23 protein-coding genes and 1 tRNA gene are annotated in these 26,035 nt (G+C 73.5%); 13 read left to right on the top strand and 11 right to left on the bottom strand.

Going from position 1 to position 26,035, the window contains the following annotated elements:
- Positions 1-120: 120 nt before the first annotated feature.
- Positions 121-1,092 (bottom strand): D-2-hydroxyacid dehydrogenase, encoded by a 972-nt coding sequence (locus ACFVS9_RS00835; RefSeq protein ID WP_383113134.1) that lies wholly within the window; start codon positions 1,090-1,092, stop codon positions 121-123.
- A gap of 184 nt (positions 1,093-1,276) precedes the next feature.
- Here ACFVS9_RS00835 and ACFVS9_RS00840 point away from each other — a divergent pair, with 184 nt between their 5' ends.
- A complete protein-coding gene (locus ACFVS9_RS00840; RefSeq protein WP_383113135.1) occupies positions 1,277-2,041 on the top strand; it encodes a decarboxylase in 765 nt (254 codons plus the stop codon).
- 123 nt (positions 2,042-2,164) lie between these two features.
- Positions 2,165-3,265: an LLM class flavin-dependent oxidoreductase gene (locus tag ACFVS9_RS00845; protein WP_383113136.1), complete on the top strand. Its 1,101-nt coding sequence runs from the start codon at positions 2,165-2,167 to the stop codon at positions 3,263-3,265.
- Between the two features lie 5 nt (positions 3,266-3,270).
- On the opposite strand, the gene ACFVS9_RS00850 is transcribed toward ACFVS9_RS00845, so the two are convergent.
- Positions 3,271-5,133: a putative bifunctional diguanylate cyclase/phosphodiesterase gene (locus ACFVS9_RS00850; protein ID WP_389929234.1), complete on the bottom strand. Its 1,863-nt coding sequence runs from the start codon at positions 5,131-5,133 to the stop codon at positions 3,271-3,273.
- A gap of 412 nt (positions 5,134-5,545) precedes the next feature.
- Between ACFVS9_RS00850 and ACFVS9_RS00855 the strand changes: the two genes are divergently transcribed.
- On the top strand, positions 5,546-6,787 hold the full coding sequence (locus ACFVS9_RS00855) for a M6 family metalloprotease domain-containing protein (protein WP_383113138.1): 1,242 nt from the start codon (positions 5,546-5,548) through the stop codon (positions 6,785-6,787).
- A 62-nt stretch (positions 6,788-6,849) separates the two neighbouring features.
- Here the strand turns inward: ACFVS9_RS00855 and ACFVS9_RS00860 are convergent.
- From ACFVS9_RS00860 to ACFVS9_RS00890, 7 genes are all read right to left on the bottom strand, one after another.
- Positions 6,850-6,923, bottom strand: a tRNA-Lys gene (locus tag ACFVS9_RS00860).
- The gene (locus ACFVS9_RS00865) at positions 6,914-7,606 is read right to left on the bottom strand and encodes a hypothetical protein (RefSeq protein ID WP_389929236.1); all 693 of its coding nucleotides are present in this window, start codon (positions 7,604-7,606) and stop codon (positions 6,914-6,916) included. Before ACFVS9_RS00865 ends, ACFVS9_RS00860 begins: the two co-directional genes overlap by 10 nt.
- Before the next feature lie 220 nt (positions 7,607-7,826).
- Positions 7,827-8,168, bottom strand: a complete 342-nt coding sequence (locus tag ACFVS9_RS00870; protein WP_383113140.1) for a hypothetical protein — start codon at positions 8,166-8,168, stop codon at positions 7,827-7,829.
- Positions 8,169-8,241: 73 nt separating this feature from the next.
- Entirely contained in the window at positions 8,242-9,576 is a 1,335-nt protein-coding gene (locus tag ACFVS9_RS00875; RefSeq protein ID WP_383113141.1) for an AAA domain-containing protein, read from the bottom strand.
- Complete coding sequence (locus tag ACFVS9_RS00880) at positions 9,573-11,204, bottom strand: hypothetical protein (protein WP_383113142.1); 1,632 nt, start codon at positions 11,202-11,204, stop codon at positions 9,573-9,575. The genes ACFVS9_RS00875 and ACFVS9_RS00880 overlap by 4 nt, the downstream gene beginning before the upstream one ends.
- A complete protein-coding gene (locus ACFVS9_RS00885; protein WP_389929239.1) occupies positions 11,195-12,394 on the bottom strand; it encodes a hypothetical protein in 1,200 nt (399 codons plus the stop codon). The genes ACFVS9_RS00880 and ACFVS9_RS00885 overlap by 10 nt, the downstream gene beginning before the upstream one ends.
- Positions 12,291-13,238, bottom strand: coding sequence for a phosphatase PAP2 family protein (locus ACFVS9_RS00890; protein WP_383113144.1), 948 nt, complete (start codon positions 13,236-13,238; stop codon positions 12,291-12,293). Before ACFVS9_RS00890 ends, ACFVS9_RS00885 begins: the two co-directional genes overlap by 104 nt.
- Positions 13,239-13,552: 314 nt before the next feature.
- On the opposite strand from ACFVS9_RS00890, the gene ACFVS9_RS00895 reads away from it, so the two are divergent.
- Positions 13,553-14,149: a histidine phosphatase family protein gene (locus ACFVS9_RS00895; RefSeq protein ID WP_389929241.1), complete on the top strand. Its 597-nt coding sequence runs from the start codon at positions 13,553-13,555 to the stop codon at positions 14,147-14,149.
- Between the two features lie 12 nt (positions 14,150-14,161).
- Here ACFVS9_RS00895 and ACFVS9_RS00900 read toward each other — a convergent pair whose 3' ends face one another.
- Positions 14,162-15,520 (bottom strand): tetratricopeptide repeat protein, encoded by a 1,359-nt coding sequence (locus ACFVS9_RS00900; RefSeq protein ID WP_389929243.1) that lies wholly within the window; start codon positions 15,518-15,520, stop codon positions 14,162-14,164.
- Between the two features lie 255 nt (positions 15,521-15,775).
- Between ACFVS9_RS00900 and ACFVS9_RS00905 the strand changes: the two genes are divergently transcribed.
- From ACFVS9_RS00905 to ACFVS9_RS00915, 3 genes are all read left to right on the top strand, one after another.
- Entirely contained in the window at positions 15,776-16,138 is a 363-nt protein-coding gene (locus ACFVS9_RS00905) for a hypothetical protein (protein WP_383113147.1), read from the top strand.
- An 85-nt stretch (positions 16,139-16,223) separates the two neighbouring features.
- Complete coding sequence (locus ACFVS9_RS00910) at positions 16,224-17,111, top strand: spermidine synthase (RefSeq protein WP_383113148.1); 888 nt, start codon at positions 16,224-16,226, stop codon at positions 17,109-17,111.
- A gap of 302 nt (positions 17,112-17,413) precedes the next feature.
- Positions 17,414-18,481, top strand: coding sequence for an aspartate-semialdehyde dehydrogenase (locus tag ACFVS9_RS00915; RefSeq protein ID WP_389929245.1), 1,068 nt, complete (start codon positions 17,414-17,416; stop codon positions 18,479-18,481).
- Positions 18,482-18,517: 36 nt separating this feature from the next.
- On the opposite strand, the gene ACFVS9_RS00920 is transcribed toward ACFVS9_RS00915, so the two are convergent.
- Complete coding sequence (locus tag ACFVS9_RS00920; protein WP_383113150.1) at positions 18,518-18,745, bottom strand: hypothetical protein; 228 nt, start codon at positions 18,743-18,745, stop codon at positions 18,518-18,520.
- Between the two features lie 134 nt (positions 18,746-18,879).
- On the opposite strand from ACFVS9_RS00920, the gene ACFVS9_RS00925 reads away from it, so the two are divergent.
- The 6 genes from ACFVS9_RS00925 to ACFVS9_RS00950 all read left to right on the top strand — a co-directional run bounded on the left by ACFVS9_RS00925 (position 18,880) and on the right by ACFVS9_RS00950 (position 26,031).
- Positions 18,880-19,950, top strand: coding sequence for a LuxR C-terminal-related transcriptional regulator (locus ACFVS9_RS00925; RefSeq protein ID WP_383113151.1), 1,071 nt, complete (start codon positions 18,880-18,882; stop codon positions 19,948-19,950).
- A 113-nt stretch (positions 19,951-20,063) separates the two neighbouring features.
- Positions 20,064-21,494, top strand: a complete 1,431-nt coding sequence (locus tag ACFVS9_RS00930) for an aspartate aminotransferase family protein (RefSeq protein ID WP_383113152.1) — start codon at positions 20,064-20,066, stop codon at positions 21,492-21,494.
- Positions 21,488-22,582 carry an NAD-dependent epimerase/dehydratase family protein gene (locus ACFVS9_RS00935; RefSeq protein ID WP_389929248.1) on the top strand — a complete coding sequence of 365 codons (1,095 nt, stop codon included), beginning with the start codon at positions 21,488-21,490 and terminating at the stop codon, positions 22,580-22,582. Before ACFVS9_RS00930 ends, ACFVS9_RS00935 begins: the two co-directional genes overlap by 7 nt.
- 31 nt (positions 22,583-22,613) lie before the next feature.
- Complete coding sequence (locus ACFVS9_RS00940) at positions 22,614-23,783, top strand: endonuclease/exonuclease/phosphatase family protein (protein ID WP_389929250.1); 1,170 nt, start codon at positions 22,614-22,616, stop codon at positions 23,781-23,783.
- Between the two features lie 17 nt (positions 23,784-23,800).
- Positions 23,801-24,973, top strand: coding sequence for a glycosyltransferase family 4 protein (locus ACFVS9_RS00945; RefSeq protein ID WP_389929252.1), 1,173 nt, complete (start codon positions 23,801-23,803; stop codon positions 24,971-24,973).
- Positions 24,974-25,164: 191 nt separating this feature from the next.
- Positions 25,165-26,031 carry a UbiA prenyltransferase family protein gene (locus ACFVS9_RS00950; protein WP_383113156.1) on the top strand — a complete coding sequence of 289 codons (867 nt, stop codon included), beginning with the start codon at positions 25,165-25,167 and terminating at the stop codon, positions 26,029-26,031.
- Positions 26,032-26,035 lie beyond the last annotated feature (4 nt).

Below are 26,035 nucleotides of genomic sequence, written 5' to 3' on the forward strand. Positions count from 1 at the left end.
GCGCAGCCATGTAATCGAACGGTGGCCGGAAGGTGACCTTCCCGTGTCACGTCATGGGCGCAGGGCGACGGCCGGTGCGCGGGGCGTATCGGCCGTGCGGCACGGTCCCATGACGACCCGTTATTCCGGGATATGCGCGGTGATGTCCGGAGAGGGTACGTAACCGCGCTTCAGGTCCACCACGTTGGGAAGCTCCTCACCGGCGGCCCAGAGCTCGTACATCGCGACGAACTGCTCGCCCAGCCGGTCCCGCCAGCCCGCCGTGTCCCCGCTCATGTGCGGGGAGACCAGCAGGCCCGGCACCTCCCACAGCGGGTCGGCGGGGTCCAGCGGCTCCTCCTGGAACACGTCGAGTGCCGCGCCCGCGATCCAGCGCCTGCGCAGCGCCTCGGCCAGGTCCTCCTCGACGGTCAGCGCGCCGCGCCCCACGTTGACGAAGTGGGCGGAGGGCTGGAGCAGGCCGAAGAAGCGCGCGTCGAACATCCCGCGCGTCGCGTCCGTCAGCGGGGCCGCGCAGATCACCCAGTCCGCGGCGGCCGCCAGCCGTCCCAGGTCCTCCGTGCCGTGGATGGAGCGCCGCGCCGTACGCCCGACGAGCGCCACCCGGACACCGAGCCCGTGCAGCAGCCGCATGATCTCCCGGCCGACGGGACCCGCCCCGACGACCACCGCGCGGGTGCCGGCGAGCCCCCGCGTCTCCCGGTGGCGCCAGGTGCGCCGCCGCTGGAGGTCCAGCGTGCGGGGGAGGTCCTTGGCGAAGGCGAGCACCAGCCCCGCGACGTACTCCGCGACCGGCAGTTCGAAGACGCCCCGGGCGTTGGTGACCACGGTGGGGGAGGCGGCCAGCTCGGGGCAGAGCAGCCGGTCCACCCCGGCGCTCGCCGTGTGCACCCAGCGGGGGCGCGGCCCGGCGCCCGGCCAGGCCTCGCGGACCGCGTCGGAGGTGAAGTCCCAGACGAGCAGCACATCGGCGCCGGGAAGCTCCCCGGCCAGCGTCCGCCCGTCGGCGTACCGGACGACGGCCCGGCCGGTCAGCCGCCCCAGGCGCGGTGACGGGTCGGTGTCGAGGACGAGGATCACGGGAGTGCTCATCAGGAATGACCACGCTCGCACCGGGGCACACGCCCGTCAACAGGGCCTCCACCGTGTGGGAGAAACCGCAGGTCACAGCCGTTGCGGGCGACGGTGGGGGGCCGGAAGAGGAATACTTGTCCCAGGCAGGGTCAGCGGTGACGCGAGCGGCCGCGGGACATCCGGACGCACGGGAAGGCTGGACATGACGACCGTAGGACTTCTCTACCCGGGCCATGCCGCGGAGGACGACTTCCCGCGGATCGAGGTCATGCTCGACAGCGACATCAGGGTGCCGCTCTTCCACACCGACATCGACGAGGACGCCCGCAGGCCGGAGAACCTCCGCGCGGCCGGTGCGCCCGACCGTCTGAGCGCCGGTGTCGAGGAACTGCGGATGGCCGGTGCCGAATCGCTGGTCTGGGCGTGCTCGGGCGGCAGCTTCGCCTACGGCTGGGACGGGGCGCACCAGCAGGCGGCCGGACTGGCCAGGGCCGCCGGGCTGCCCGCGTCGAGCACCTCCGTCGCGTTCGTCCAGGCGGTGCGTGAGCTGGGCGCCACCCGGGTCGCGGTCGCCGCGACCTACACCGAGGACGTCGCCGCGCTCTTCGCCGGTTTCCTGGAGTCCGGCGGCGTCGAGGTGGCCGCCACCCGGGGCGGCGGCATCATCGACGCGTCGGCGGCGGCCGCGGCGGACGTGGAGCAGGTGAAGGAGCTGGCGGTGGCCGGGAACCACCCCGACGCCGAGGTGGTACTCCTCCCCGACAACGCCCTGCACACCGCCGCGTACGTCCCCGAACTGGAGGAACTGCTCGGCAAGCCCGTGCTCACCGCCAACCAGGTCGCGGTCTGGGAAGGGCTCCGGCTGGCCGAACGCCGCATCTGGGCCCCCACCCTCGGCACCCTGTTCGCCACCCGCGAGCCCCCGCCGGGCGCAGCCGAGCCCCGGGGCATCGAGGTACGGGAGTAAGCGGTGCGCCCCCGCCCCGGGGACGGCCCGCCTCCGCGCGGGGAACGGCTCCGGGAATAAGCGGAGTCATCCTCCTGTTTGCACCCTCCGGTACCCAGACGCAGCACCGGAGAGGCCGAACACGTGGATGAGAACCGAGGCGACCAGATTCGCGGCACCGTGGGCGGGACGGCCTCCGTCCCCCTCTCCGTGCTCGACCTGGTGACGGTGGGCCAGGGCCGCACGGCGACCCAGGCCCTGCGTACGGCTGTGGACATCGCGAAGCTCGCCGAGCGTCGCGGTTTCCACCGCTTCTGGGTCGCCGAGCACCACTCCATGCCCGGTGTGGCCTCCTCGTCCCCCGCCGTGATCCTCGCGCACCTGGCCGCCCACACCGAGCGCATCCGGCTCGGCTCCGGCGGCGTGATGCTGCCCAACCACGCCCCGCTGGTGATCGCGGAGCAGTTCGGGACGCTGGAGGCGATGGCCCCCGGCCGTGTGGACCTCGGCCTGGGCCGGGCCCCCGGCACCGACGGCGCGACGGCGGCGGCCCTGCGCCGCACCGACCGGCTCAACGAAGGCGCCGACGACTTCCCGCAGCAGCTCGCCGAGCTGACCCGCTTCCTGGACGACGACTTCCCCGACGGGCACCCCTACGCCCGTATCCACGCGGTCCCCGGCCCCGTGCAGGCCACGTCGCCCGGCGGCGTCCAGTCGCCCGCCCGGCCGCCCGTCTGGCTCCTCGGCTCCTCCGGCTTCAGCGCCAGGCTGGCCGGGGTCCTCGGCCTGCCCTTCGCCTTCGCCCACCACTTCTCGGCCCGCAACACCGTGCCCGCCCTCGACCTGTACCGCGAGTCCTTCAAGCCGTCCGCGGTCCTGGACTCCCCCTACGCCCTGATCGGCGTCGCGGCGCTCGCCGCCGACGACGAACGCGAGGCCAGGCGGCAGGTGCTCACCGGCGCCCTGTCCATGCTCCGGCTGCGCACCGGGCGCCCCGGCCTGGTGCCGAGCCCCGAGGAGGCGGAGGCGTACGCCTTCAGCCCCGCGGAGCGCGAATTCGTCGACGGCTGGCTGAAGGACATCGTCCACGGCACGGCGGACGAGGTCCGCACCGGGCTGGAGGACCTCGCCAAGCGCACCGGCGCGGACGAGCTGATGATCACGGCCAACACGCACGGCGGCGAGGCCCGGCTGCGCTCGTACGAACTCATCGCGGACGCCTACGGGCTGCCCCGCGCGAGCTGATCCGGTCAGCCCTCCCGCGGCCTGGTGCCGGTGCCGATCAGCTCGGCGATCCGCTCCGGCGCCACCGCGCGTGAGTAGAGCCACCCCTGTCCGGTGTCGCAGCCGATCCGGCGCAGCCGCTCCGCCTGGCCCGAGGTCTCCACGCACTCCGCGGTGACCGTCAGGCCCAGGCGGTGCGCCAACTGCACCATGGCCTCCACGATCGTCTCGTCCGCCGGGCTGGGCCGTGCCCCGTCCTCGTACCGGAAACCGCGTACGAAGGAGCCGTCCAGCTTCAGCACGGACACGGGAAGCCGGCTCAGATAGGCCAGGTTGGAGTAGCCGGTGCCGAAGTCGTCGATCGCGATGCGCACCCCCATGTCGCTGAGCGCCTGGAGCACCCGCAGCGGCCGGCCGGACGAGCCCATGACCGCCGATTCGGTCAGCTCCAGTTGCAGCAGGCCGGGTTCGAGGCCGGTCTCGGTGAGGATCTCCGCCACGTCGGCGACCAGGTCGGAGTCCCGGAGCTGCCGCACGGCGACGTTGACGCTGATGAACAGCGCGGGCTCGCCCGGGTGTTCCAGCTGCCAGCGGCGGGCCTGACGGCAGGCCGTGCGCAGCACCCACCGGCCGAGCTGGACGATCGTGCCGTCCTCCTCGGCGATCGGCACGAAGCGGCTCGGCGCCAGCAGCCCGAACCGCGGGTGGTTCCACCGGACCAGCGCCTCCACCCCCCGTACGACCCCGTCCGCCATGCCGACCAGCGGCTGGTACTCCAGCGTGAACTCGCCGCGTTCGACGGCCGGCCGGAGCGTGGAGGAGAGCGCCTGCCGGGTCATCCGGTGCGCGTTGCGCTCCGGGTCGAAGAGGGTCCAGCGGGCCCGGCCGTCGGCCTTCGCCCAGTACAGCGTCGTGTCGGCGGCCTGCATCAGGGCGGTGGCCGAGGCGCCGGCCGACGAACGCTCCACCACCCCGATCGACGCGGAGACCGACACCCGGTGCCCCGACACCTCGAACGGCCGCTGGAGGGCGGCGAGTACCGAGCGGGCGAGCTCGGTGAGCTGTCCCGTACCCGAGGAGTCCTCGACCAGGATCGCGAACTCGTCCCCGCCCAGGCGTGCCACCAGATGGCCGCCGGCCCGGTGTCCGCCGGTCTCGGCGCACTCGGTGAGCCGTCCGGCGACGGCGGCGAGCAGCCGGTCGCCCGTGTGGTGGCCCAGGGTGTCGTTGACCGCCTGGAAGCCGTCGATGTCGAGGTAGCAGAGGCCGATCCTGCCGTGCGGCGGCCCGGTCCCGTCCCCGGCCCGCGGGCTCTTCCGAGGGGCCGTGGTCTCCAGGGCCGCCGCGAGCCGTTCCAGGAAGAGCGCGCGGTTGGGCAGCCGGGTCACCGGGTCGTGCGTCCGCAGGTGGCGCAGCCGCTCCGACAGTTCCCGCCGCTCGCCGACGTCGGCGACGGACAGCAGCACACGGTCCGCTCCGGCCGCGGGGTCGCCCATGGGGACGACGGTGACCTCGGCCCACAGCGGCCTGCCGTCGGCGTGCTTGAGCCGCCTGGTGCACCGCAGCCGGGGGCGGGTGCCGCGCAGGACCTCGTTGTAGGCGCGCCAGGTCGCACCGTCCGAGCTGAGGCCGACGAGGTCGGCCGCCGGCTGTCCCGCCAGGGCCGCCGGGTCGGCGCCGAGCAGCCCGCCCAGCGCGTCGTTCGGCCGGACGATCTGACCGCGCAGATCGACGACGGCCATCGGGAGGGCGGCCGCCGCGAAGGCGGCGCGGTAGTCGCGCAGCTCGGACAGGTCCGGCCTCCGCTGATCACGTTGCGTGACCTCCGGTCGCCCTGCGCCGGGGCCCTGGGCCGCCCGGGGCACGGGTCCTTCGGAGGTTCCGCTCACCGCTCGCTCCCGCTGTGCAGATCGTCGTGAACAGGTGTGGCAGGGCACGCGCGTGGAGTGGAGCGCCGCACCGGAGGCGGGAACCACGCAGGAAAACGAGGTGAAGCATAGAGGGTGGCGCACCGGCCGTTCCAGCGCGCCCACCGTTTCGGACACGCGGCACGCGCATGGCCCACGCCTGTCCGACGGAGGGCGGGCTCCTGCATTTTGCGCAGAGGTGATCTCTTTTGCGCTGATCTGGTTAATTCACATCTCCGGGTGAGTGAATGTGACTGTCTGTGAATGCGATCATTCACCTTCGGGTGAGCGGTCCTGCCTCCGCTGACCCGTGTGGGGCAGCACAACAGGGCGTACGCGGCCGAATCGGCACAGGGTGAGGAAGAGGTCCCGCATTCGCCACCCGGAGGTAGAAGTGCCGCGTCAGCACGGATCCGGGGGACCGGAGAGGCCGAGACTGCGCAGTGCGGCGGCTGCCCTCACCTCCCTCCTGGCGCTCGCCGCGACCGGACTCGTCGCGGGGCCCGCCGCGGCGGCGACGCGCGACGCGGGACCGTGCGCCCTGCCCAGGACCGCAGCGCACCACTCCCTCGGCCTCGACACGTGGAACGGCTCCTACCCGCGCCCCGACCACGGACTCGACGCGGTCATGGTCTTCCTGTCGTTCCCCGACTCCGAGCCCGTCGTCTCCCCGGACGTGCTCGCGGCCGACTACTTCCCCTCCACGACCCGCTTCTTCCAGCGCGCCTCGTACGGGAAGTTCACCCTGCGCGCCCACCCGCAGCGGCACTGGACCGCGATGCCCCACCCCTCCACCTGGTACGGGATACAGCGCGACTGGGGATCGGAGCGCCGCAGCGCCTACCTGCGCGACGCGATCAGGGCCGCCGACCCGCGGACCGACTTCTCCGCGTACGACATCGTCTACCTCGTCGCCGACCCGGACGCCCCCGGTGTCGACTCCGACGCCACCAAGGTCGTCAACTTCGACCGGCCCGTGCGCGCCGACGGCACGGACATCCGGCGTGTGGTCACCGTCTTCGAGGAGCACCCGCCGGACCGGAACGTCCTCGCGCACGAGACCGGACACGTCTTCGACCTGGCGGACCTCTACCACCGGCCGGAGGACGGGAAGGGCGACTGGGACACCTACGTCGGCGACTGGGACGTGATGGGCAGCCAGTTCGGTCTGGCTCCGGACCTGTTCGGCTGGCACAAGTGGAAACTCGGCTGGCTGACGGGGGAGCAGGTCGTGTGCGTGCAGGGCTCCGCCGACCTCACCCTGGAACCGATGGCGCAGGTGCCCGTGCCGGGCGGGTCCGTCGGGACCCGGCTCGCGGTCGTCAGGACCGGCACGGACAGCGCGCTGGCCATCGAGGCGCGCAGCGCCACCGGCAACGACCGCACGACCTGCACGGAAGGCGTGCTCGTCTACCGCATCCGCAACGCCACACCGTCCGGCGGCGGACCGGTCGAGGTGCTGGACACCCACCCCGGCTCCGACGCCTGCTGGGACCGGTCGGTCTACCCGCCGCTCGCGGACGCCCCGCTCCGGGAGGGCGAGCGCTACAGCGTGCCCGGCGAGCGGATCCGCATCGACGTCGCCGGCCGGACCCCGTCGGGAGCCTGGACCGTCCGGGTCGCCACCGGCACCTGATCCGCGGGGACGGCGGACACGAGGAAGCCCCCTCGCTTCCGCGAGGGGGCTTCCTCCGTCTGTGCGCCGTCAGGGACTCGAACCCCGGACCCGCTGATTAAGAGTCAGCTGCTCTAACCAACTGAGCTAACGGCGCCTGGTGACGTCGTAGACATTAGCACCCGGATCGGCGGGAGGAAAAATCGAATACCCGGTGGTCGACGGGGCCACCGACCTGCCCACCCGCACACAGGCCCACAGCAGCACGTCCGGGCCCGGCAGCCAGGGGTTACGGGTGTCGGGGGCGACCACCCAGCGGGGCCCGCCGCTGCCCGCGCCGCCGGTCAGGGGCGGCACGGTGACCGCGTCACCCCTGCCGTGGCAGAGCACCGGAGGAAGGGCGTTCCGGTGCTCACGGGAGCCGTCGGCACAGCCGGTGCCCCACTCCTCCCAGGCCAGCAGGGACGGCAGCCGCTGCGCCGTGCCCGGGGAGGCGAACAGCAGCATCCGGCCCCGGTGGGTGGCGACCGGGCCCGACCCCGGGCCCTCCGCCCAGAGCCGCTCCAGCATGCGCCTGCCGAACAGCGCGGGCACGTTCACGATGTCGAACGAGGAACCGCACGGCAGCACGCCCGGCGAGCAGGGCCGTGCCTCCCACTGCGAGAGCGTGCCGCGGGGGTGGGAGGAGGCGCCCGCCAGCCACGCCGCACCGGACGCTGTGACCTGGGCGGCCCCGTCCTCGGCCCGGTGGTCGGCGCGGTCCCGCAGCAGGGCGAAGATGTCGACACCGGGGTGCGGGGCGGTCCGCAGAGTCGTTTCGTCGTTCAGCCATGCGCTCATGCCGTCATGTCTACCGGCTGTGACGCTGCTGTCCCCCAGAGTTGCCGAAAGCCGGACAGGGCGGGGGCCGACGGAGTATCTTGCCCGTCGGCATATGCCACGGGTGTACTCACGGTCACGGACGGTCGTGCGGTCTCCGGGGCCGCCCGTGGCCCGGCGGGACGCGGCCGCCGGCCCGCTCCGCCCGTGGGTGCCTCGGGCCCCGCCCCGGGCCACGGCGTCAGGGCGCGGATTCGTCCAGCAGGGACCGCCCGAACTCGATCATCTTCTTGGCGTAGTCCTCGGTCCATCCGGCCCGCTCGGCTATCTCCGCGGCCGTGAGCCGGTCGAACCGGCGCGGATCGGCGAGCTGGGCGGCGGCCACGGCCTGGAACTCCACGGCCCGGTCGGTCGCCGCCCGGAAGGCGAGCGTCAGCTCCGTCGCGCGGGCCAGGAGCTCCTTGGGGTCCTCCATCGACTCCAGGTCGAAGAAGTGCTCCGGATCGGCTGCCGCCTCCGACGGCTCGAAGAGCAGCGGCGCCGGACGCAGCCTCTGCCGCTCGTTCCGCTCGGGTTGTGCCATGTGGGGTTCCCTCCTCGTACGGCCGGACGGCCACCTTCCATTGTCCAGCCCGGCGCAAGAGCGCTGCCCAGGATCAGGGCGCCCAATGCACGCGATGCTCGGCGAGGTGCGCCAGGACCGCGTGATTGGCCTCCCAGCCGTCGGGGAACTTCACCGTCACACCCAGCTGGACCGGCTCCGTGGACGGGTGTTCGTCCAGCAGGTCCGCCACCCCGGAACGGCACACCACGACGCAGGCGTGCCGGTGCCGCGAGGCCAGCACGCACAGCCGGCCCGTCTCCAGATGGAACGCCGTGGCGTCCGGGCGGCCCGACAGCGGGTGCAGGACCACGGTCACGTCGAACTCCCGGCCCTGGAGCCGGTTCGCCGTGTCCACCGCGACACCCGTCACACCCAGCTCCGCGAGCGCCGCCCGCACGGCGGCGGCCTGGTCGCGGTGGGCCGTGCCGACCGCGACCCGCTCCGCCGTCACCGGCACCGGGTGGGGGCCGCGCTCGCTCGTCGCGGCCCCGGCCCGGTCCAGCAGCCTGCGGACCACCAGGGCCACCGCACGGACCGCCTCGGGGTCCGTGCGCGGGGTGTGGCGGGCCGGCAGCTCCAGCAGCCCCCAGCCGGACTCCGCGGCCTCGTCCAGCACCCGGTCCGGCCCCGAACCGTCCGAGGGCACGCCGAAGGACAGCCGCCGGTCGCCGTGGTCCGTACCGCTGCGGAACGGCGTGTACGGGTAGAACGCGCCGGAGACCAGCGGCGCCGCCGACGCGGGCAGCCGCCACGACACCGGCAGCCGGTGCTGCGGCAGCTCCGGGTTGTGCGCGAGCAGCGTGGAGACGGCGCTCGCCGACGGGTCGTACGAGAGGCCCGCCCACTGGTCGGCGCCCACGATCGAGAACGGGTCCAGCTGGCCCGGATCCCCGACGAACAGCGCGCGCTCGAACAGCCCGGCCACGGCCAGCAGGGCGTCCGACCGCATCTGGTACGCCTCGTCGACGATCGCGTGCCCCCACGGCTCCACGTTCTTCACGTGGGCCCACTTGGCGGCCGTGGAGATGACGATGTCCAGGCCCGCCAGATCCGCCGCCTTCGCCGACGTACGGACGTTGTCCAGGCCGTCCAGGACCTTGTCGTACGGATCGGTGTCGCTGCTGTGCAGCCGCCCCACCGGCAGGCCGGGAGACTTCTCGGCCAGCCGCACCACCAGGTCGTCCACCTGGGCGTTGGTCTGCGCGACCACCATCAGCGGGCGGCCCGCGGCGGCGAGCTCCAGGGCGGCGCGCACCACCAGCGTCGACTTGCCCGCGCCCGGCGGGGAGTCCACCACGACACCGCGCGCGGTCCCGCGCAGGGTGTCGTCGAGGATCGCGTCGGTCGCCCGGGCCGCCGCGGCACCCGGGTCGGGAACGGCTGTCACAGGAGGTCCTCCACGGTCACGGGATCGGGCTGCTCCGCGGCTCCGCCGCCCCCGGCGCCCGGCGGGCCACCGTGCGTCCACGGGGTGTCCTCGGGGTCGGGCAGCTTCGGGCCGCCCCGCTGGTCGTGCTCGAACAGGGTCCAGGTGATCCGGTCGCCGGGCCCGGGCACCGAACCGGGCGCGGGCTCCTTGCCCCGGCCCATCCGGTCCGTGATCCGCAGGACCAGGTGGACGCGGCCGGAGCCCTCCCCGGCGTCCCCGGCCGCGTACCCCACGAACTCCGCCGTCTGCGGTCTGCCCGGCTCGCCGTCCACCGAGCGGTACACCTTGGTCCGCTCCTCCAGGTGCGGACGCTCGTCGGTCCGCACCGTGACCAGGGGGCGCGGAGAGGGCCGCTTCGACTCGCTGTACGCCATCTCCACCGCCGTCACCTCCCCGACGAACGCCTCGCCCGCCAGCCTGCGCCCCGCCAGCACCAGCGGATCGTCGAGTGCCTCCTGGGCGTCCAGCTCGGCCTGGGCCGTCTCCCGCGAGGCCAGCTTCCGCGCGGCCGTCACCGCGTCGTCGTGGCGCGGCTGCGGGGGCTCGCCCGCCCGCACCCGGTCACGGTGCGCGGTGAACGACCAGCGGTCCCTGGTCCAGCGGTCCCCGGCCCTGGAACCCTCCGGCAGCTCCGACAGCAGGTCGAGCCCCCGCCACACGGCGTCCCAGGTCGGCAGCATCACCCGCGCCAGCAGCGAACGGATCTCCCGCTCGGCGGCGCTCAGCCCGCCCAGCCCGCGGTCGGCGTCGAGGCCGTCCTCCGCGGCGGCCAGGGCCGCCCGCGCCCGGTCGTACCGCTCGATCGCGGGGGCCAGCAGCCGGTTGTCGAACGCCGGATCCGTCGCCGGCCCGGCCGGCGGGCAGAGGAGCTGGCCCTCGCGGTCCCGCTCCAGCTCCGCCCGGAGCGCCGCCGCCGCGCCGGACGCGCCGGCCGGCGGGTCGATCCAGGCGAGCAGGGCGCCGAGGTGCTGGTCCTCCAGGCTGCTCTGCCCCGTCGCCCAGTGGCGGTTCAGCAGGTCCGTCATGGCCAGCAGCAGCGAGGAACCGGGCACCCGGGCCCGCTCCCCGTAGTGCGTCAGCCAGCGGCCGAGCAGGGGGACCCGGGCGGGAGCCGGGAACGGGGTGTCCGGGTCGTCCTCGGCGGTCCGCCGGAAGCGCATGGACCGCCCGAGCAGCCGTACGAAGTCGATGCCGGCCCGGCTGGGCACGATCAGCTGGGCCGCGTCCGCGCACAGCTCGACCTCGACGTCGACCTTCTTGCCGGTCTCCGGATCGACCTCCTTGCGCGCGACCGGCTCGACGACGTCGGCACGTGACTCGATGTGCGGCAGCACCGCCTCGGCCAGCTCGGCGAGGAACGCGAACCGCAGATCGCGGTCGCGCGGCTGGGCCACCGCCAGCAGCCGGGGCGCGGTGCGGTCCGTGCCCACGAGCGCGCCGAGCGGGGCGCCGGCCTCGCCGGCGGTCGTCAGCGGCACCAGCACGAGCGGACCGCCGGTCAGATGGCGGTGGCGCACGGTGGCCAGCGGCTGTGCGCGCCCGCTGTCGACCGCCTCCAGCCGGGCGAGGGTGCTGATCAGCGACACGGGACGCCGCCCTCCGCACCGGCCAGGGCCTCCGCCCGCAGGGCGGCCGCCCTGCGCAGGGCCGCCACCGTCGGGTCCGCCGGATCGCCCTCCTTGCCCGCCGCCGCGGCGAGCACCCCGGCGACCGTCGTCAGGCCGCCCAGCTCGCCCCGCACGCTCCGGCCCAGCGACTCGACGGCGCCCTCGGCGCGGGCCTTCGCCCGGCAGTGGAAGGCCAGCTCGCACGCGGCCAGGCACTCCGGGGCGTACGCCGCGGGGACGGCCTCGACCGCGGTGCCCAGCTCCTCGGGGGAGCGGCCCGGGTCGAAGCTCGTGCCCTCGGGCAGGGCGGCCGCGATGTCCTCGACACGGGTCAGCCGCGTCAGCTGCCGGTCGGTGACGGCCCGCTGCTTGCGTACGTCCACGACGGAGGCGGTCGGCAGGTTGGAGAAGTCCTTCGGGCAGACGAGCAGGATCCGGTGGCCGACCTCGGCGCCCTCGGTCACCGCCGCGATCCGCTCCAGCGCCAGGACGTAGACGGCGGACTGGCGGGCCGCGGCGCCGACCTTCGCGGCGTCGGCGGAGCTGTCGATCATGGGGAAGGACTTGATCTCGACGACCGTCCAGGTGCCGTCCGGGTGCACCACCACGGCGTCCGGCTCCAGGTAGGCGGGCGAGCCCGCGACCTCCAGGGCCAGCATCGGATGGTCGAGCAGCGCCCAGCCGCCCGCGGCCGTGGCCTCCCGCAGCGCCAGCGCCGTACGCGCGGCGCGGCCCTCGGGTCCGGCGGCCGTCAGGTCGGGCACCACGGCCGTGGCCGGTGCCTCGCCGCCGACTGCCTCGCCGCCGCCGCCGAGCCGCTCGGCCAGGAGGCGCAGCAGTTCCGTGCCGCCGTCGGCCTTGACCTTCGCCTCGAAGGCGTTGCCCCGCACGAACGCGAACTGGGACTGGCCGAAGGCGGCGGGGGAGCCGAGCGCGGTGGCGAGCACGGCCTTGTCGACGCCCGCGCCGTCGAGCAGCGCGCGCCGTCTGCACCCCGGGTTGGCGGCGAGCGCGGCCAGGGCGCGCGCGTCGAGCGGATGCGGCGCCACGGACGGGCCGCGCAGCTCAGCGAGCCGGTGCCGGAGCGTCGTCGCCGGCTTCGGCGCCGGAACGGGTGCGCGTGTCGCTGGAATCTGCGGAGGCGGTCCGCTGGCCGGGTATTCGCTCACCCGCGGAAGTCTTGCATCCGGCACCGACAATCGTGGATCCCGCGGGGGCCGCGGATGCGGGAACCCGTGCGGTCACCGCCCGCACCCGGTCCTTGACGCGGTCCGCGAGCCGCATGAACGGCCTGGTCAGCAGGGCGCCCACGGCCATCACGGCGGCGCCGGCCACGGCGTCGAGGAAATAGTGGTTCGCCGTGCCCATCACCACGAGGACGGTGACCAGCGGATAGGCGACCCCCGCGGCCCGTACGAGCGGGTGGCGGCCGTGGCGCCACAGCAGGACGCCGCACCACACCGCCCAGCCGACGTGCAGGCTCGGCATCGCCGCGTACTGGTTGGTCATCCCGCTGAGCCCGCGCGGGGCGCTCGCGCCCTGTCCCCACCAGCCGTACGCGCTGTACTGCGCCATCGTGTCGACGAAACCGTGCCGGGCGTCGAGCAGCCGGGGCGGGCAGGTCGGCATCAGCGTGAAGCCGGCCAGTCCGAGGAGCGTGGAGGTCATCAGCCAGGTGCGGGCCGCGCGGTAGGCGGCACTGCGGCGCCGGAAGATCCAGACCAGGACGGCCGGGGTGACCAGGTAGTGCAGGGAGGCGTACGCGAAGTCGGCGGGTATGCCGAGCGAGGGGTGGGCCGTCAGCAGCCGGTTCAGCGGGTGCTCGGCGTTGAGGTGCAGCGCCTTCTCCAGGCGGAGGATCGCCAGGCCGTTCTCGACGGCCCTGGGTATGTTCTCGTGGACCAGCAGCCGGCCCACCGAGTACAGCCCGTACACCACCGCGATCAGCGGCAGCTCCGTCCACCAGTGGGGCCGGTGACCGGAGGACGGTGTCGCCTCGGTGGCGTGCGGCATCCGGCAGCTCTCCCCATGTTCATTCGGTCGACGGCGGGCGTTCAACCGTACGGTGGTCGTATGCCTCGGATTCCCCCGGGGCATTCCCCCCGGGAGCACACCCGGGTCATGCGCTCAGAGGGACGCCTGGGACGCCCCGCGGGTTGCGCGGGTGACACGTGCGGGATGATGGAGCGGGGCCTTCGCCCGCACCGGTCTCCCAGCCGGCCGCCGCGCCCGCCGCCCCGCCGCCGTCCCGGACACCGCTGTCCCGGACCCACCAGATCCTAGGGTCCCCAGATCTACAGATCTTCGTATTTTCAGGGAGAGTCGTCATGGCACCGCGAATCCTGCTCGCCCGGCACGGCCAGACACAGTGGTCGGTCCAGGGCAATCACACCGGCAGGACCGACATTCCCCTTCTCGGCACCGGCCGCGAGGGCGCCAAGCTGCTCGGCGAGCGGCTGCACCGGGAGCCCTGGGACGGCCTGCCCGGCGTGGAGGTGCGCACGAGCCCGCTCGTCCGGGCCTCGGAGACCTGCGAGATCGCCGGTTTCGGCGACCGGGCACAGCCGTGGGACGCGCTGATGGAGTGGGACTACGGCGACTACGAGGGTCTGACCCCGGCGCAGATCAAGGCGGACCGGCCGGACTGGCTCATCTGGCGCGACGGGGTCCCCGGCGGCGAGACCCTCGCCGGACTCACGGCCCGGGCGGACGAGGCCGTCGCGTGGGCGCGTTCCGCCGACCGCGACGTGCTGGTCTTCGCCCACGGGCACATCCTGCGGGCGATCGGTGCGCGGTGGCTGGGCGAGGACGTGTCGTTCGCCGCGCGGATTCGCCTGGAGCCGACGTCCCTGTCGGTGCTGGGCTGGGCGTACGGCCTGCCCGCGCTGGAGCGCTGGAACGACACGGGCCACCTGGACCGCTGACCCGGCGGTCCCTCAGGCGCCCGGGGGCAGTTCCTCGTAGCGGGCCAGGAGGGCCGTGACCTCCGGGCCGCCCCCGGGTCCGAGCGCCCGCACCGCGCTCGCCAGCATGCCGCGGATCCGGGCGGACCGGACCCGGTCGAGCAGGTCCAGTACCTGGTGGCACGAGGCGGCGGCCTCGTCGGCCGTGCCCGCCAGCGCCAGGTCCCCGGCGAGCTGCGCGCGGTACAGGGCGAGGTTCCGGGTGAAGTGCGGGTCCTGCAGCCGGGTCGCCCTGCGGGCGTGCCGCGCCGCCCTCGGCCAGTCGCCCAGCGCCGACCAGCACTGCGCCTCCAGCAGCTCCAGCTCGGCCTCCCGGAAGAAGGTCATCCACTCCGGGTCCGCGTCCCGGGCCCCGCGGTCGAAGGCGGCGCGGGCGCGCCCGATCGCCTGCTCGCAGCCCGTACGGTCGCCGAGGCACGCCCTGGCCCCCGCCTCCCGCAGCGTCAGCAGGGCCAGCAGCCGCGGCGATCCGAGCGGCCGGGCCGCCCGCAGTCCGGCCTCCGCGGCACGGACCGCCTCGCGGGCCCGTCCGGTGTCGCGGGCCAGGAACGACGCGTTGCAGAACGCGTGCGCCTCCAGCGCGGCGTCCCCGGCCACCCGCGCCGTCGCGAGCGCCTCCGCGTAATGGGAGCGCGCGTCGTCGAAGCGCCCCGAGTCGTGGGCCAGCCACCCCACCGAGATCGCCAGCTCACCTGCGCCCGTGTGCAGCCGGTCCGCCGTGCTCTGCCGCGTCGCGGTCCCGGAGTCCAGCAGGGCGTACGCGGCCCGGAGCGGCTGGGAGGCCCGCCGGTAGAGCCCGTCCGCGCCGTGCCGGTCGTCCAGCAGCCGGATCTGGCGCACCGCCTTCTCCACGGCGCCGACCTCGGCCTCGCCGACGCGGCGCTGGGCGGGGACGGACAGGGGGCCCGCGCCTGCGGCACGGCCGCCCAGGCCCAGGGACGCGGCCGCCACCGTGGCGGTACCGCCGGTCATGAACACGCGACGCAGCACGTCGCTCTCCTCGTCGGTGTCTCTGTCGAGCGCGGGGGGCGGGTCGGACGGGGGTGCGGGTGTTGTCGTACGGGCCCCCCGGCCGCGCACGCTCTCACGGTCCGAGAAGCCCAGGTCGGCGAGGCTCGCCCCGGGAAACATGTGCAGGAACACCCGTTCGTACGCGTAGTTGGGACAGCGGATCTCGCCGGACTCCACGCGCCCGATGTACCGGGCGTCGCACGCGACCTGTTCACCGATCTCGCGCGCGGCCCTGCGGACCGCGGCCGCGAACTCCCCGGCGGAGCGCTGTCCGCGCAGCCGACGGAAGACGAGGTTGGGAACTGCCCGTGTCGACACCATGGCGGGGCCCTCTCTGGTGCGGCCGGTCGCCTGCTTCCGGTATCCCGGCGGAGCAAGAACGTACCTTGCTGTGACAGGCCGCTCACGCTGCGTTTGCAGATAAAGCGGACATCTCGCCCGTGATCCGCCATGAACTGCCACCCTTTGCGGCGGCGTGCCGCCGTAGCCCTTGACGCCGTCGGCGCGTTGGTCCATGCGGAGACGGGGCGTGGCCCCGCCCCGTCGAGACGAAGAGGAGGGGTTCCCTTGCCTCACATGGGTCCGGAAACCACCCCGTGCGACCTGGTGACCGTCCCGGCGCGTCAGGGTCTGGAAGCCGTGGACATCCTGCGCAGGGCGGCGGAGAACGAGCCCGTCGGTCCGGTCATGCACGACGGGGCCTGCGCCGTCCTCGGCTTCCTGGTGCCGCCCGGCACGGCCGAGGGGTGGGACGTGCCGGGCAGCGCCTGTACGCGCACGGACGGCCGAGGGCTGCGCATCCCCGCCGAGCCGCCCGTCACCGGAGGGGGCTGGCTGCTGCCGCCCGCCGCCGGGGCCCCCGTCACCGACCCGGCCGTTCTGCGGGCCGCCCTCGACCAGGCCGCCCGGCTGATCGAGGCGGCCGACAACCGCAGCTGAGGCCATAATGGGCGGGTGGGGCGGATCTCCCGCCACCGGTCCGCCCAGGTGACCGGCCCGAAACGGTGAGCGAGGACGAGCGCGCGTGGCACGTCGAGGTGCGGTCCGGGGCGCCGGCGACCGGAAGCGGTCCGAGCGCCGGCCGGAACCCGTCTCCGCGACCGTGGACGGCGGCACCGCCGAGCTGGTGCCCGACCGTGAGCGCCCGCGCGCCTGGACCCTGCTGCTGGGAGGCGCCCCGCAGTCCCACGTGGACCTGGACGACCCCGCGTACCTCTCCTTCGCCTACCAGCGGCGGCTCGGCCACGTCATCGACCTGGCCGCGCCCCCGGGACGGCCGCTCCAGGCGGTCCACCTGGGCGGCGGGGCCTTCACCCTGGCCCGGTACATCGCCGCGAGCCGCCCCCGCTCCACCCAGCAGATCGTGGAGATCGACGCGCCCCTCGTCCACCTGGTGCGGCGGGAGCTGCCCCTGGACCCGCAGGCCCGGATACGGGTCCGCTCGGCGGACGCCCGCGCCGGTCTCGGCAGGATCCAGGACGGCTGGGCGGACCTCGTCATCGCCGACGTCTTCAGCGGGGCCCGCACCCCCGCGCACCTCACCTCCGCCGAATTCCTCGCCGAGGTGCGCCGGGTGCTGAGGCCCGGCGGCCAGTACGCCGCCAACCTCACCGACGGGCCGCCGCTCGCGCACCTGCGCGGCCAGGTCGCCACGGCCGCCTCGCTCTTCCCCGAACTCGCCCTCGCCGCCGACCCGGCCGTCTGGCGGGGCCGCCGCTTCGGCAACGCGGTCCTGGTCGCCTCCGACCTGCCGATCGCGGTCGCCGAACTGACCCGGCGGGTCGCGGGCGACCCGCACCCCGGCCGCGTCGAACAGGGCCGCGCGCTCGCCGACTTCACGGGCGGCGCCGCCGTCGTCACCGACGAGGTGGCCAAGCCGTCGCCCGCCCCGCCGCCGGACGCCTTCGACTGAGCGCCGGGCCGTTACGGTGGTGAAGCGCTTCCGCGGTGCGGCGTGCTTCCGGTGCGGGAGCGGGCCCCCGGTGGCGGGGCGCGCGGGGCCCCGCGATGGCATGCTCCGGCCTGTCCGCTTCCTGACAGCACCGCCCTGTGCCGGACGCGCGGGTTCAGGGATTTCATGGAGGACGCGGCATGCGGAACCGGCTACGCCGTTCCCGCCGTACGAGCTCTCCGCGCCTCCCGGTTCGGAGACGGTGCGCCGCCGGCCGGCGCAACGCGTGCCTGGGCTCGGTCCTCGCCAGATCGGAGTGCCTGATGGTAAGTGCCCAGCTCCCCGCGGATCCTTGTATCGTCCTGGTCGGCGCGACCGGTGCGCTCGGCGCCACCGTCCTCGAACTGATCGGGGAACACCGCATGCGCCACCGGGAGATACGGCTCGTGGCCTCCGCGCGCTCGGCCGGCCGGCGGATTCCCGTCGGCGGACGTGCCGAGACCGTGCACGACCTGGAGCGGTTCGACTTCGCGGGCGCCGATCTCGTCCTGTTCTGCGCGGGGGAGGCGGTGAGCCGCCGCTGGGTTCCCGTGGCCATGGCGGAGGGCGCGCTGGTCGTCGACGCCTCCGGCGCCTTCAGCGCGCACCCGGAGATCCCCCTGGTCGTCCCCTCCGTCAACGGCCGTCTGCTGTCGGAGCACCCCGCGGAGGCCGTCGCGGTGCCCAGCGGCATGACCGTGCCCCTGACGGTCCTGCTGCGTGCGGTGGAGCGGTGGCGGGGGGTGCGCCACGCGGTGCTGAGCACGTACGAGTCCGCCTCCGGGCTCGGGCACCAGGGGGTCGACGAACTGCTGGACGGGGCCGAGCTGACGCTGTGCGACCCGGGGGCGGAGCTTCCGGCCGAACGGTTCAGCCCCGCCCTGGCGTTCAACGTCCTGCCGGCCGTGGACCAGCTGCTGGAGAACGGGGCCAGCCGTCAGGAGACGCGCCTCGTCCAGGAGACGCGGCGCGTCCTCGAACTGCCCGACGTGGACGTGGCGGTGACCTGTGTACGGGTTCCGGTGGTCAGCGGACACGCGGCGACGCTCTTCGTGGAGACCGACGCCCCGGTGGACCGGCCGGGGCTCCTGGAACTCCTGGCCTCGCTGCCGGACCTCGTCGTGCACGACGGGGAGGGTCCGGGCTCGGCCCCGACCCCGCTCACGGCCGGCGACCCCGACCGCTTCCACGTGGGCAGGGTGCGGGTCGTCCCGTACCCCGCCCGGGGGTTCCTGTTATGGCTGGTCTTCGACAACCTGCGCGCGGGAGGGGCCTCGACCCTCCTGCGGATCGCCCGGATGGCACTGGCCTCCCGTGCCCCGGGAGAGAGGCCGAAAAGCCTCCCCCGCTGAGGGCCGTCCCCGGCGCGCGCTCCGGACGCAGTCGCGCTACTGCTGGGTACCGACGTGCGCGGCCGTCCCCTCACCGGGGGTGTGCGGAACGGAGTCCCATTGGTCATCGGCACGCGTGAACACGGCGGATTCCGGGCCTGCCGGAACGACAGAACCCATGAGGTACGCGGAACCGGCAATTCCGGCCAGGAGGAGCGGGGCGAGCAGGAAACGGACTTCAAACCGGCGATTGTTCGCCATTGTTTTTCCCTCGATTCGATTCATTCGACAGCACCTGACACCCGTTGGCCGGGGTTCAGAGCCTGCCAGTCAAAAGGGTCCCGATCTCGGCTCATTGGGTGTCCTATGATGGCGCGGCCACAAGTGGAAAGCGCCGGACGCCGAGCGGAGAGGGACGCGTGGAGAGCCAGACACTGCTGGACGAACTTGCGGTCGACGCCTACAGATCAGCGCTGGGAACCGGTGTCTTCATCGACGAGAAGATCGCCACCGAACTCGGGGTGGACCGGGCGCGGGTCGCCGAAGCGCGCAAGGCCCTGCAAGGCCTGCGTCTCCTGAGCCAGGGCGGCGAAGGGCCCGCGATCCCCCTCGATCCCGAAGTCGTCGAGGTCGAACTGACCGCGCCGCTGGAGATGTCGGTCGCCCGTCAGCGAAGACAGATAGCGGGAATTCACCGACAGTTGAGTACTTTGTCAACGCTATACCGCTCAGTCGAGCACCACCAGGGCACAGATGTGTCGATACGTGTTCTCGATAATGCCGCCGAAGTGCGCCGCGAGATCGACCTCGCCCGACGCCGCTGCACCAAAGAGCGAATGAGTCTTCAGCCGGGGGGCGGCAGATCGGCCCATCTTCTTCAGCTGGATCTCGTACAGACCCAGGAATTATTACGGCGCGGTGTCCGGGTGCGCACGCTTTATCAGCACACCGCGCGTTCCAGCCTCACGACCCGCAGCTATGTCGCGCAGATCTGCGAAGCGGGCGCCGAGGTGCGCACCTCGGCCGAACTCTCCGAGCGGCTGATCGTCTACGACCGCCGTACCGCCTTCGTGCCCAAGGAGAGGAAGGGCACCGAGCCGCCCGGCGCGGCCGTCGTCACCGATCCGACCCTGGTGGCCTATCTCTGCCGTTCGTTCGAGGCGGCCTGGCAGGTGGGCCGGCCCTTCACCAGCACGGAGCCCGCCGACCAGCAACAGGTGAGCGCGGAACTGCGGTCCTCCATCCTGCGGCTGATGGCCATGGGGCTCAAGGACGAAGTCATCGCGCGCCGGCTGGGGATGGCGGCCCGTACCTGCCGTCGCTACATCTCCGCGCTGATGACGGAACTGGGCGCCACCAGCCGCTTCCAGGCCGGCGTCCTCATCGGCCGTCAGGCCGCGGAGAGCGGCACGGACGATGCCGCGGGCGGTGCCGAGGGTGGCGTTCCGGGCCGTGATCCGGCCGACGGGGAACTCGCTGTCCACAAGTAGCCGTACCGCCACAGGACGCCGGTGGCACCTCGTGCCAGGGTCCTCTCCCATGCGACGTTGTGGGCGCCGACAGAGAACGACGCCCCACGATGATGTCGCATGGGAGAGGCCCAATGGCACAGCTCATCACGCTCGACGAGGCCGAAAAGCTCGACGTCGAGGAAGTGCACGATCTCTACCGCACCTACATCAACAAGAGCCAGGTCCGGCTGATGACCTCCTTCGGCTTCGGCCAGGAGCTCATCGACCACGCGGAGGGCGCCTACGTCCACACGCGTGACGGACGCAAGATCCTCGACTTCACCGGTGGCGTGGGTGTCCTGAACCACGGGCACAACCACCCGCGGATCGTCGCGGCCCGCAAGCGCTTCCAGGAAGACCTGCGGATGGAGGTCCACAAGACCTACTTCTCGCCCTATCTGGCCGCTCTCGGCCACAACCTGGCCGCCGTCATGCCGGGCGACCTCAACCGTTCCTTCCTGCCCAACTCCGGCGCGGAGGCGGTGGAAGGGGCCGTGAAGCTGGCGTACAAGTACCACGGCGGCCGGCGGAAGCGGATCCTGCGGGCCGACATCAGCTTCCACGGCAAGCTGCTCGGCTCCGGAGGACTGACCGGGAGCACCCAGAACCACTTCGACTTCCCGACCATCCCCGGCATCGGCACCTTCGCCTACGACGACCTCGACTCGGTCCGCCGGGCGCTGGCCGAGGCCCGCGACGCGAACGGCCGCAGCGACGTGTACGCGCTCCTCATCGAGCCGTTCAGCGCCTCCACGATGCGCTGGTGCTCCGAGGAGTTCCTGCGCGGCCTGCGTGAACTCTGCACGGCCGAGGACATCGTGCTGATCTTCGACGAGATCTACACCGGCTGGGGCAAGACCGGCAGCATGTTCCACTTCATGCGCTACGAGGGCCTGGTGCCGGACGTCGTGACGACCTCGAAGTCGTTCGGCGGCGGCAAGTCCTCCATCTCCGCCTTCGTCGCACGGGAACCCGTCTTCAGCAAGGTGTACGACAACATGACGGACGCCATGTCGCAGAGTACGAGCACGACGTACTACGGCTTCGGCGAGGAGACGGCGACCGCGATCGAGGCCGTCTCGGTGGCGGTGGAGGACGACTACCCGGCGCGGGCCCGCGCCATCGAGGACATCCTGCGGCCGGGGCTGGAACGCATCCGCAAGACCTACCCGGACCTGATCGCCGACGTGCGCGGATCGGGGGCGCTCTTCGGGGTGTTCCTGTCCGGCGGCCCCAAGATCCTCGACCTGGTGGGCAAGCTGCCGGCCGGCGGTCTCGCGAAGGACCCGCTGATCCGGACGAAGATCATCACCGCGGCGGTGATCGACACCCTGTACCGCAAGCACGACGTCTACTCCTACTACACGCTCAACGGCCGCAGCCCGCTGGTCGTGAGCCCGCCCCTGGTGGCGGGGCCGGACGAGGTCGAACGCTTCCTCGACGCCCTGGACGCCACGCTCTCCGAGGGCATGAACCGGCTGCTGGCACGCTTCATGAAGGAGCGGGTGAGCTCGCTGTGGTGAACCCCGGGAACGAGACGTACGCCGACGACGCCCTGCCCTCCCTGCCGGGGCGCGTCACGGTCACGGGCGCCGCCGGCGTGCTCGGCGCGCAGCTGGTGGAGCGGCTGCTGAAGGAGGGGCGCGAGGTCCACGCCTTCGACCTCAGGCCGGTGCCGGCCGCCGCCGGCCTGACCTCCTCCACCGGAGACATCCGCGACCCCCGCGCCGTCAGGCGGGCGCTCGACGGCGCCCAGGCCCTGGTGCACTGCGCCTCGGCGCTGCCCAGCTACCCCGCCGCCGACATCCGGTCCATCGTCGTCGAGGGCACCACCACCGTCCTGGAGGCGGCCGAAGCGGTCCGGACCCCGAGGGTGGTGCACATCTCCTCGACCGCCGTGTACGGGCTGCCCAAGCTGGTGCCGACGCCGGAGGACCACCCGCACGAGCCGGTGGACACCTACAGCACGGCCAAGGCGGAGGCGGAGAAGGTCGCCGAACGCTTCCGCGCCGGCGGGATGTGCCTGCCCGTCCTGCGGCCCAAGACCTTCGTCGGTCCCGGCCGCATGGGCCTGTTCGACATGCTCTTCCAGTGGGCCGAGGAGGGCCGGAACTTCCCGGTGCTCGGCAAGGGCGACGTGCGCATCCAGATGCTCGCCCTGGACGACCTCGTGGACGCGGTGGTCACCGTGCTGCGCGCCCCCGACGAGGTCGCGGACGACACGTACAACATCGGCGCGGTCGAGTTCGCCACCCTGCGCGAGGACTTCCAGGCGGTGCTGGACGCGGCGGGGCACGGCAAGTCGGTCGTCTCGGTCCCGGGCCGCCCCGCGGTGGCCGTGCTGCGGGCACTGGAGCGGACGGGTATCTCCCCGGTCTACGGGCGGCTGCTCTACAAGCTGCTCGACGACTCCTACGTGAGCGTCGACAAGGCGCGGGAACGGCTCGGTTTCCGGCCCCGCCAGTCCAACCGCGAAGCCATCCTGCGCACGTACGACTGGTGGCGCGGGCAGCGCGCGGCCGCTCCGCCGGCCGCGAGCCGGGACGGCGGCCGGACCAGCACGGACCCCTGGCGCCAGGGCGCCCTCGGCCTCGCGAAGGTCTTCTTCTGACATGGCCGGAACCCAGGTGCCGGGGACACCCATGCCTCCATCCGGTCTCCCCGGCACGGACGACGTCCCCGGCGCGGACGGGGACAGAACGGCCGGCCCGCCGCCGGACGCGCGGACGGCCGACGGCACCGGCGAGGGCCCGCGGGCCCGCCGCTGGTGCCGCGGCACCCGCCTGCTGGTGGCGGCCACCGGTGCATGGGCCCTGCTCCTCGTCCTGCACGTCCTGCTCGCGGGGCGCTGGTGGCTGTGGCTGCTCGTGGAGGCGGTCCCCCCGCTGACGCTGGTGGCGGTACCGCTGCTGCTGCTCGCGGTGACCCCGCTCGCACGGCCGGTGCGCCGGTGGCTGGCCCCCGTACTGGTGCTCCTGCTCCTGGCCGGCGCCCATCTGGCGGGATTCGGGGCGGTGGTGCGGGGCGGGCCGGACACCGCCGCCCGGGGCACCCAGGTCAAGGTGTTCGCCTGGAGCACGGACTACTGGCGGATGGACGACGACGAGCAGGACTTCTACGCCTTCCTCCGCCGCCAGGACGCCGACGTGTACCTCCTCCAGGAGTACCTGTACTGGCAGGACGACGAGCCGGTCAGGATCGACGACACGACCCGGCTGCGCGAGGAGCTCCCCGGCTACCACATCTCCGTCGAGGGGGAGTTGCTGACGCTCTCCCGGCTCCCCGTGGTCGCCGAGCACCACCGCCGGGTACCGGACACCGGCACGGCCTGGTACCGGGAGGGGAGCAAGGCGCAGCGCACCGACATCAGGGTCGGCGACCGCACGGTCTCCTTCTACAACGTGCACATGCCGGTGCCCTTCCAGGTCGGCGACAACCCCCTCTCCGGCCGCTTCTACCGCTTCCTCCGGGACCAGTACGACTGGCGCGACCGCGAACTGGCCGCCCTGCGCGCCGATCTCGCGGAGAACCCCCACCCGGCGCTGCTGACCGGGGACTTCAACTCCCCGTGGACGGGCAGCCTCCTCGACCCCGCCCCCGGCTCCCGGGCGCACAGCCCCGCGAGCGGCGTACTGCCCGCCCGCTCCTGGCCCGTCTCCGACTACCCACTGCCCAGGCTCTGGCGGCTGGACTGGCTGTTCACCACCGGGGACCTGGCCGTGCCCGGCTACCGCTTCGGCGGCGGCGGGGACTTCTCGGACCACGCGGCCCAGGAGATCCGACTCGTCGTTCCCGGCCCCACCACCCCCTGACATCCGAAGGAAACCCGATGAGCCCGCAGGACAACCCCTTGAGCGAGGGATCCACCATGCGCCCCGGCCGGTTCCACGTCACGGTGATGCTCGACTACTACGCCCCCTACGTCAGCGGCCTGACCGAGGCCGCGCGACTGACCGCCGAGGGCCTGGCCGCCCGCGGCTGGAACATCGCGGTCGTGTGCGCCCAGCACGACCCCGCGCTGCCCCGCTACGAGGTGATCAACGGCGTGCACGTCTTCCGCGCACCCGTCCTCGCCCACATCAGCCGTGGCTTCGTCTCCCCCGCGCTGCCCCTGCTGGCCCGGCGCCTCGCCGCGCGCTCCGACATCGTCCACATGCACCTGCCCAACCCCGAGGCGGCGCTCGTCGCGGCGCTCAAGGGCAGCGCCCGCCTCGTCGTGACGTACCACATCGACGTGTTCCTGCCCGACAGCCCGGTGAACCGCTTCGGGATGCGGGCCGTCGACGAGGTCTGCAAGAGCGCCGTCCGCAAGGCGGACATCGTCATCACCAACAGCGAGGACCAGGCGCGGGGTTCACGGATCTGGCCGACGATCCGCCGCCGCAGGCTCCTTCCCATCTCCTCGCCGTGCGTCGACCGCAGCGGCGGTGCGCCACGGCTGCGCGACGGCGACGGGCTGCACATCGGCTTCATGGGGCGGATCACCGTCGACAAGGGCATCGAGTACCTCATACGCGCCTTCCGCTCCATGCCCGACCCCGAGGCACGGCTGCTGATCGCGGGGGACTACACCACCGTCGCCGGCGGCAGCAACATCGCCGAGCTGCGCGCGGAGGCCGGCGACGACCCGCGGATCCGCTTCACCGGTCTGCTGCGGGGCGATGCCGTACGCGACTTCTACGCCTCGATCGACGTCTTCGCGCTGCCGTCGATATCCGAGTCCTTCGGCATCGTGCAGGTCGAGGCCATGATGGCCGGGGTCCCCCCGGTGAGCACCGACCTGTCCGGCTCCCGCTATCCGGTGGCGTCCACCGGCTTCGGGCGGCTGGTTCCGCCCCGGGACCCCGAGGCCCTGCGCGAGGCACTGCTGGAGATGGCGCAGCTGCCCGCCGAGGACCGCGCCGACGGCGCGGAGACGGCGACCAAGCTCTTCGGCGGCGAGGCGTTCCTCGACGCCCACGAAGAGGCGTTCCGGCGGCTGCTGCCGGGCGGGCGGCTGTGAACCGGGTCGGCGGCGGCGATGCCGTGGACACCGAGGCCCCGGGGAGCGGGACAGTCCCCGCCGTCCCGTCCCACCGGACGGCCACCGCCGTCGTGACCGCCGAGGCGCCGTCACCCGAGTGGCGCGGGCGGCAGCGGACCACTCCGCCCCCGGGCGGCGCGGTCCGCACACCGCCGCGGCGCCGGAGGAGGATGCCCGCCGCGCTGGTGCTGCTCAGGCCCCGGCAGTGGATCAAGAACATCTTCGTCCTGGTCGTCCCGCTGGCCCTGGACCCCGCCGCCCTGCTGCGGCACCCGGGAAGGGCCGGAGCGGCGGTGGTCGCGTTCACGGCGGCCTCGGCGGCCGTCTACGTGCTCAACGACTGGCTGGACCGCGAACGGGACCGGCTGCATCCGGTCAAACGCCACCGGCCCCTGGCCGGCGGACGGATCGGCCCCGTCGGGGCGGTGCTGCTGGGTGCGACGTGCCTGGCGGTCCTGGCCGCCTCCGCCGCGTTCCTCCCCGGCCCGGCCCGGGCGGCCATCGCGGGGTACGGCGTGATCAACCTGGCGTACTGCCTGGCGCTGAAGCACCACGCGCTCGTCGACGTCAGCCTGGTCGCCTCCGGATTCGTCCTGCGCGCCGTCGCGGGGTGCGTGGCGGTGGCGGCCCCCTTCAACCCCGCGCTGATCATCTGTGTCTACTGCACCTGCCTGCTGCTCTCGCTGGGCAAGCGCCGGCACGAGCTGGCCGCCGCGGAACTGCTCGGCCCGGCGTCCGCCCAGCGCCCGGCCCTCGCCGGGTACTCGGTCCCGCTGCTCGACCAGCTGATGACGCTGCTGCTGGCCGCCACGCTGATCAGCTACGAAATGTTCGTCCTGTCCGCGTCACATCCGCACGCGGCCGTCCTGGCCGTCGCCACCGTGCCCTTCGCCGTCTTCGCCGTCTGCCGCTACGTCCAGATGGTGGCGGTCAGGAGCAGCGGCGGGGAGCCCGGCCGGGACGTGCTCACGGATGTGCCGCTCGTGATCAACGCCGTGCTGTGGCTGGCCTGCCTGGCCGCCGGCCGACTCCTGTGAGGTG

The sequence above is a fragment of the Streptomyces sp. NPDC058008 genome, from assembly GCF_042886395.1.
Lineage (GTDB): Bacteria > Actinomycetota > Actinomycetes > Streptomycetales > Streptomycetaceae > Streptomyces.

What these genes read in the sequence shown, in the direction of transcription:
- ACFVS9_RS00905 (WP_383113147.1), top strand. Translation starts at nt 15,776, where the DNA reads ATGGGTCCGGAAACCACCCCGTGCGACCTGGTGACCGTCCCGGCGCGT.
- ACFVS9_RS00930 (WP_383113152.1), top strand. Translation starts at nt 20,064, where the DNA reads ATGGCACAGCTCATCACGCTCGACGAGGCCGAAAAGCTCGACGTCGAG.
- ACFVS9_RS00950 (WP_383113156.1), top strand. Translation starts at nt 25,165, where the DNA reads ATGCCCGCCGCGCTGGTGCTGCTCAGGCCCCGGCAGTGGATCAAGAAC.
- ACFVS9_RS00915 (WP_389929245.1), top strand. Translation starts at nt 17,414, where the DNA reads ATGGTAAGTGCCCAGCTCCCCGCGGATCCTTGTATCGTCCTGGTCGGC.
- ACFVS9_RS00865 (WP_389929236.1), bottom strand. Translation starts at nt 7,606, where the DNA reads ATGAGCGCATGGCTGAACGACGAAACGACTCTGCGGACCGCCCCGCAC.
- ACFVS9_RS00840 (WP_383113135.1), top strand. Translation starts at nt 1,277, where the DNA reads ATGACGACCGTAGGACTTCTCTACCCGGGCCATGCCGCGGAGGACGAC.
- ACFVS9_RS00940 (WP_389929250.1), top strand. Translation starts at nt 22,614, where the DNA reads ATGCCTCCATCCGGTCTCCCCGGCACGGACGACGTCCCCGGCGCGGAC.
- ACFVS9_RS00870 (WP_383113140.1), bottom strand. Translation starts at nt 8,168, where the DNA reads ATGGCACAACCCGAGCGGAACGAGCGGCAGAGGCTGCGTCCGGCGCCG.
- ACFVS9_RS00945 (WP_389929252.1), top strand. Translation starts at nt 23,801, where the DNA reads ATGAGCCCGCAGGACAACCCCTTGAGCGAGGGATCCACCATGCGCCCC.
- ACFVS9_RS00900 (WP_389929243.1), bottom strand. Translation starts at nt 15,520, where the DNA reads ATGGTGTCGACACGGGCAGTTCCCAACCTCGTCTTCCGTCGGCTGCGC.
- ACFVS9_RS00835 (WP_383113134.1), bottom strand. Translation starts at nt 1,092, where the DNA reads ATGAGCACTCCCGTGATCCTCGTCCTCGACACCGACCCGTCACCGCGC.
- ACFVS9_RS00895 (WP_389929241.1), top strand. Translation starts at nt 13,553, where the DNA reads ATGGCACCGCGAATCCTGCTCGCCCGGCACGGCCAGACACAGTGGTCG.
- ACFVS9_RS00920 (WP_383113150.1), bottom strand. Translation starts at nt 18,745, where the DNA reads ATGAATCGAATCGAGGGAAAAACAATGGCGAACAATCGCCGGTTTGAA.
- ACFVS9_RS00890 (WP_383113144.1), bottom strand. Translation starts at nt 13,238, where the DNA reads ATGCCGCACGCCACCGAGGCGACACCGTCCTCCGGTCACCGGCCCCAC.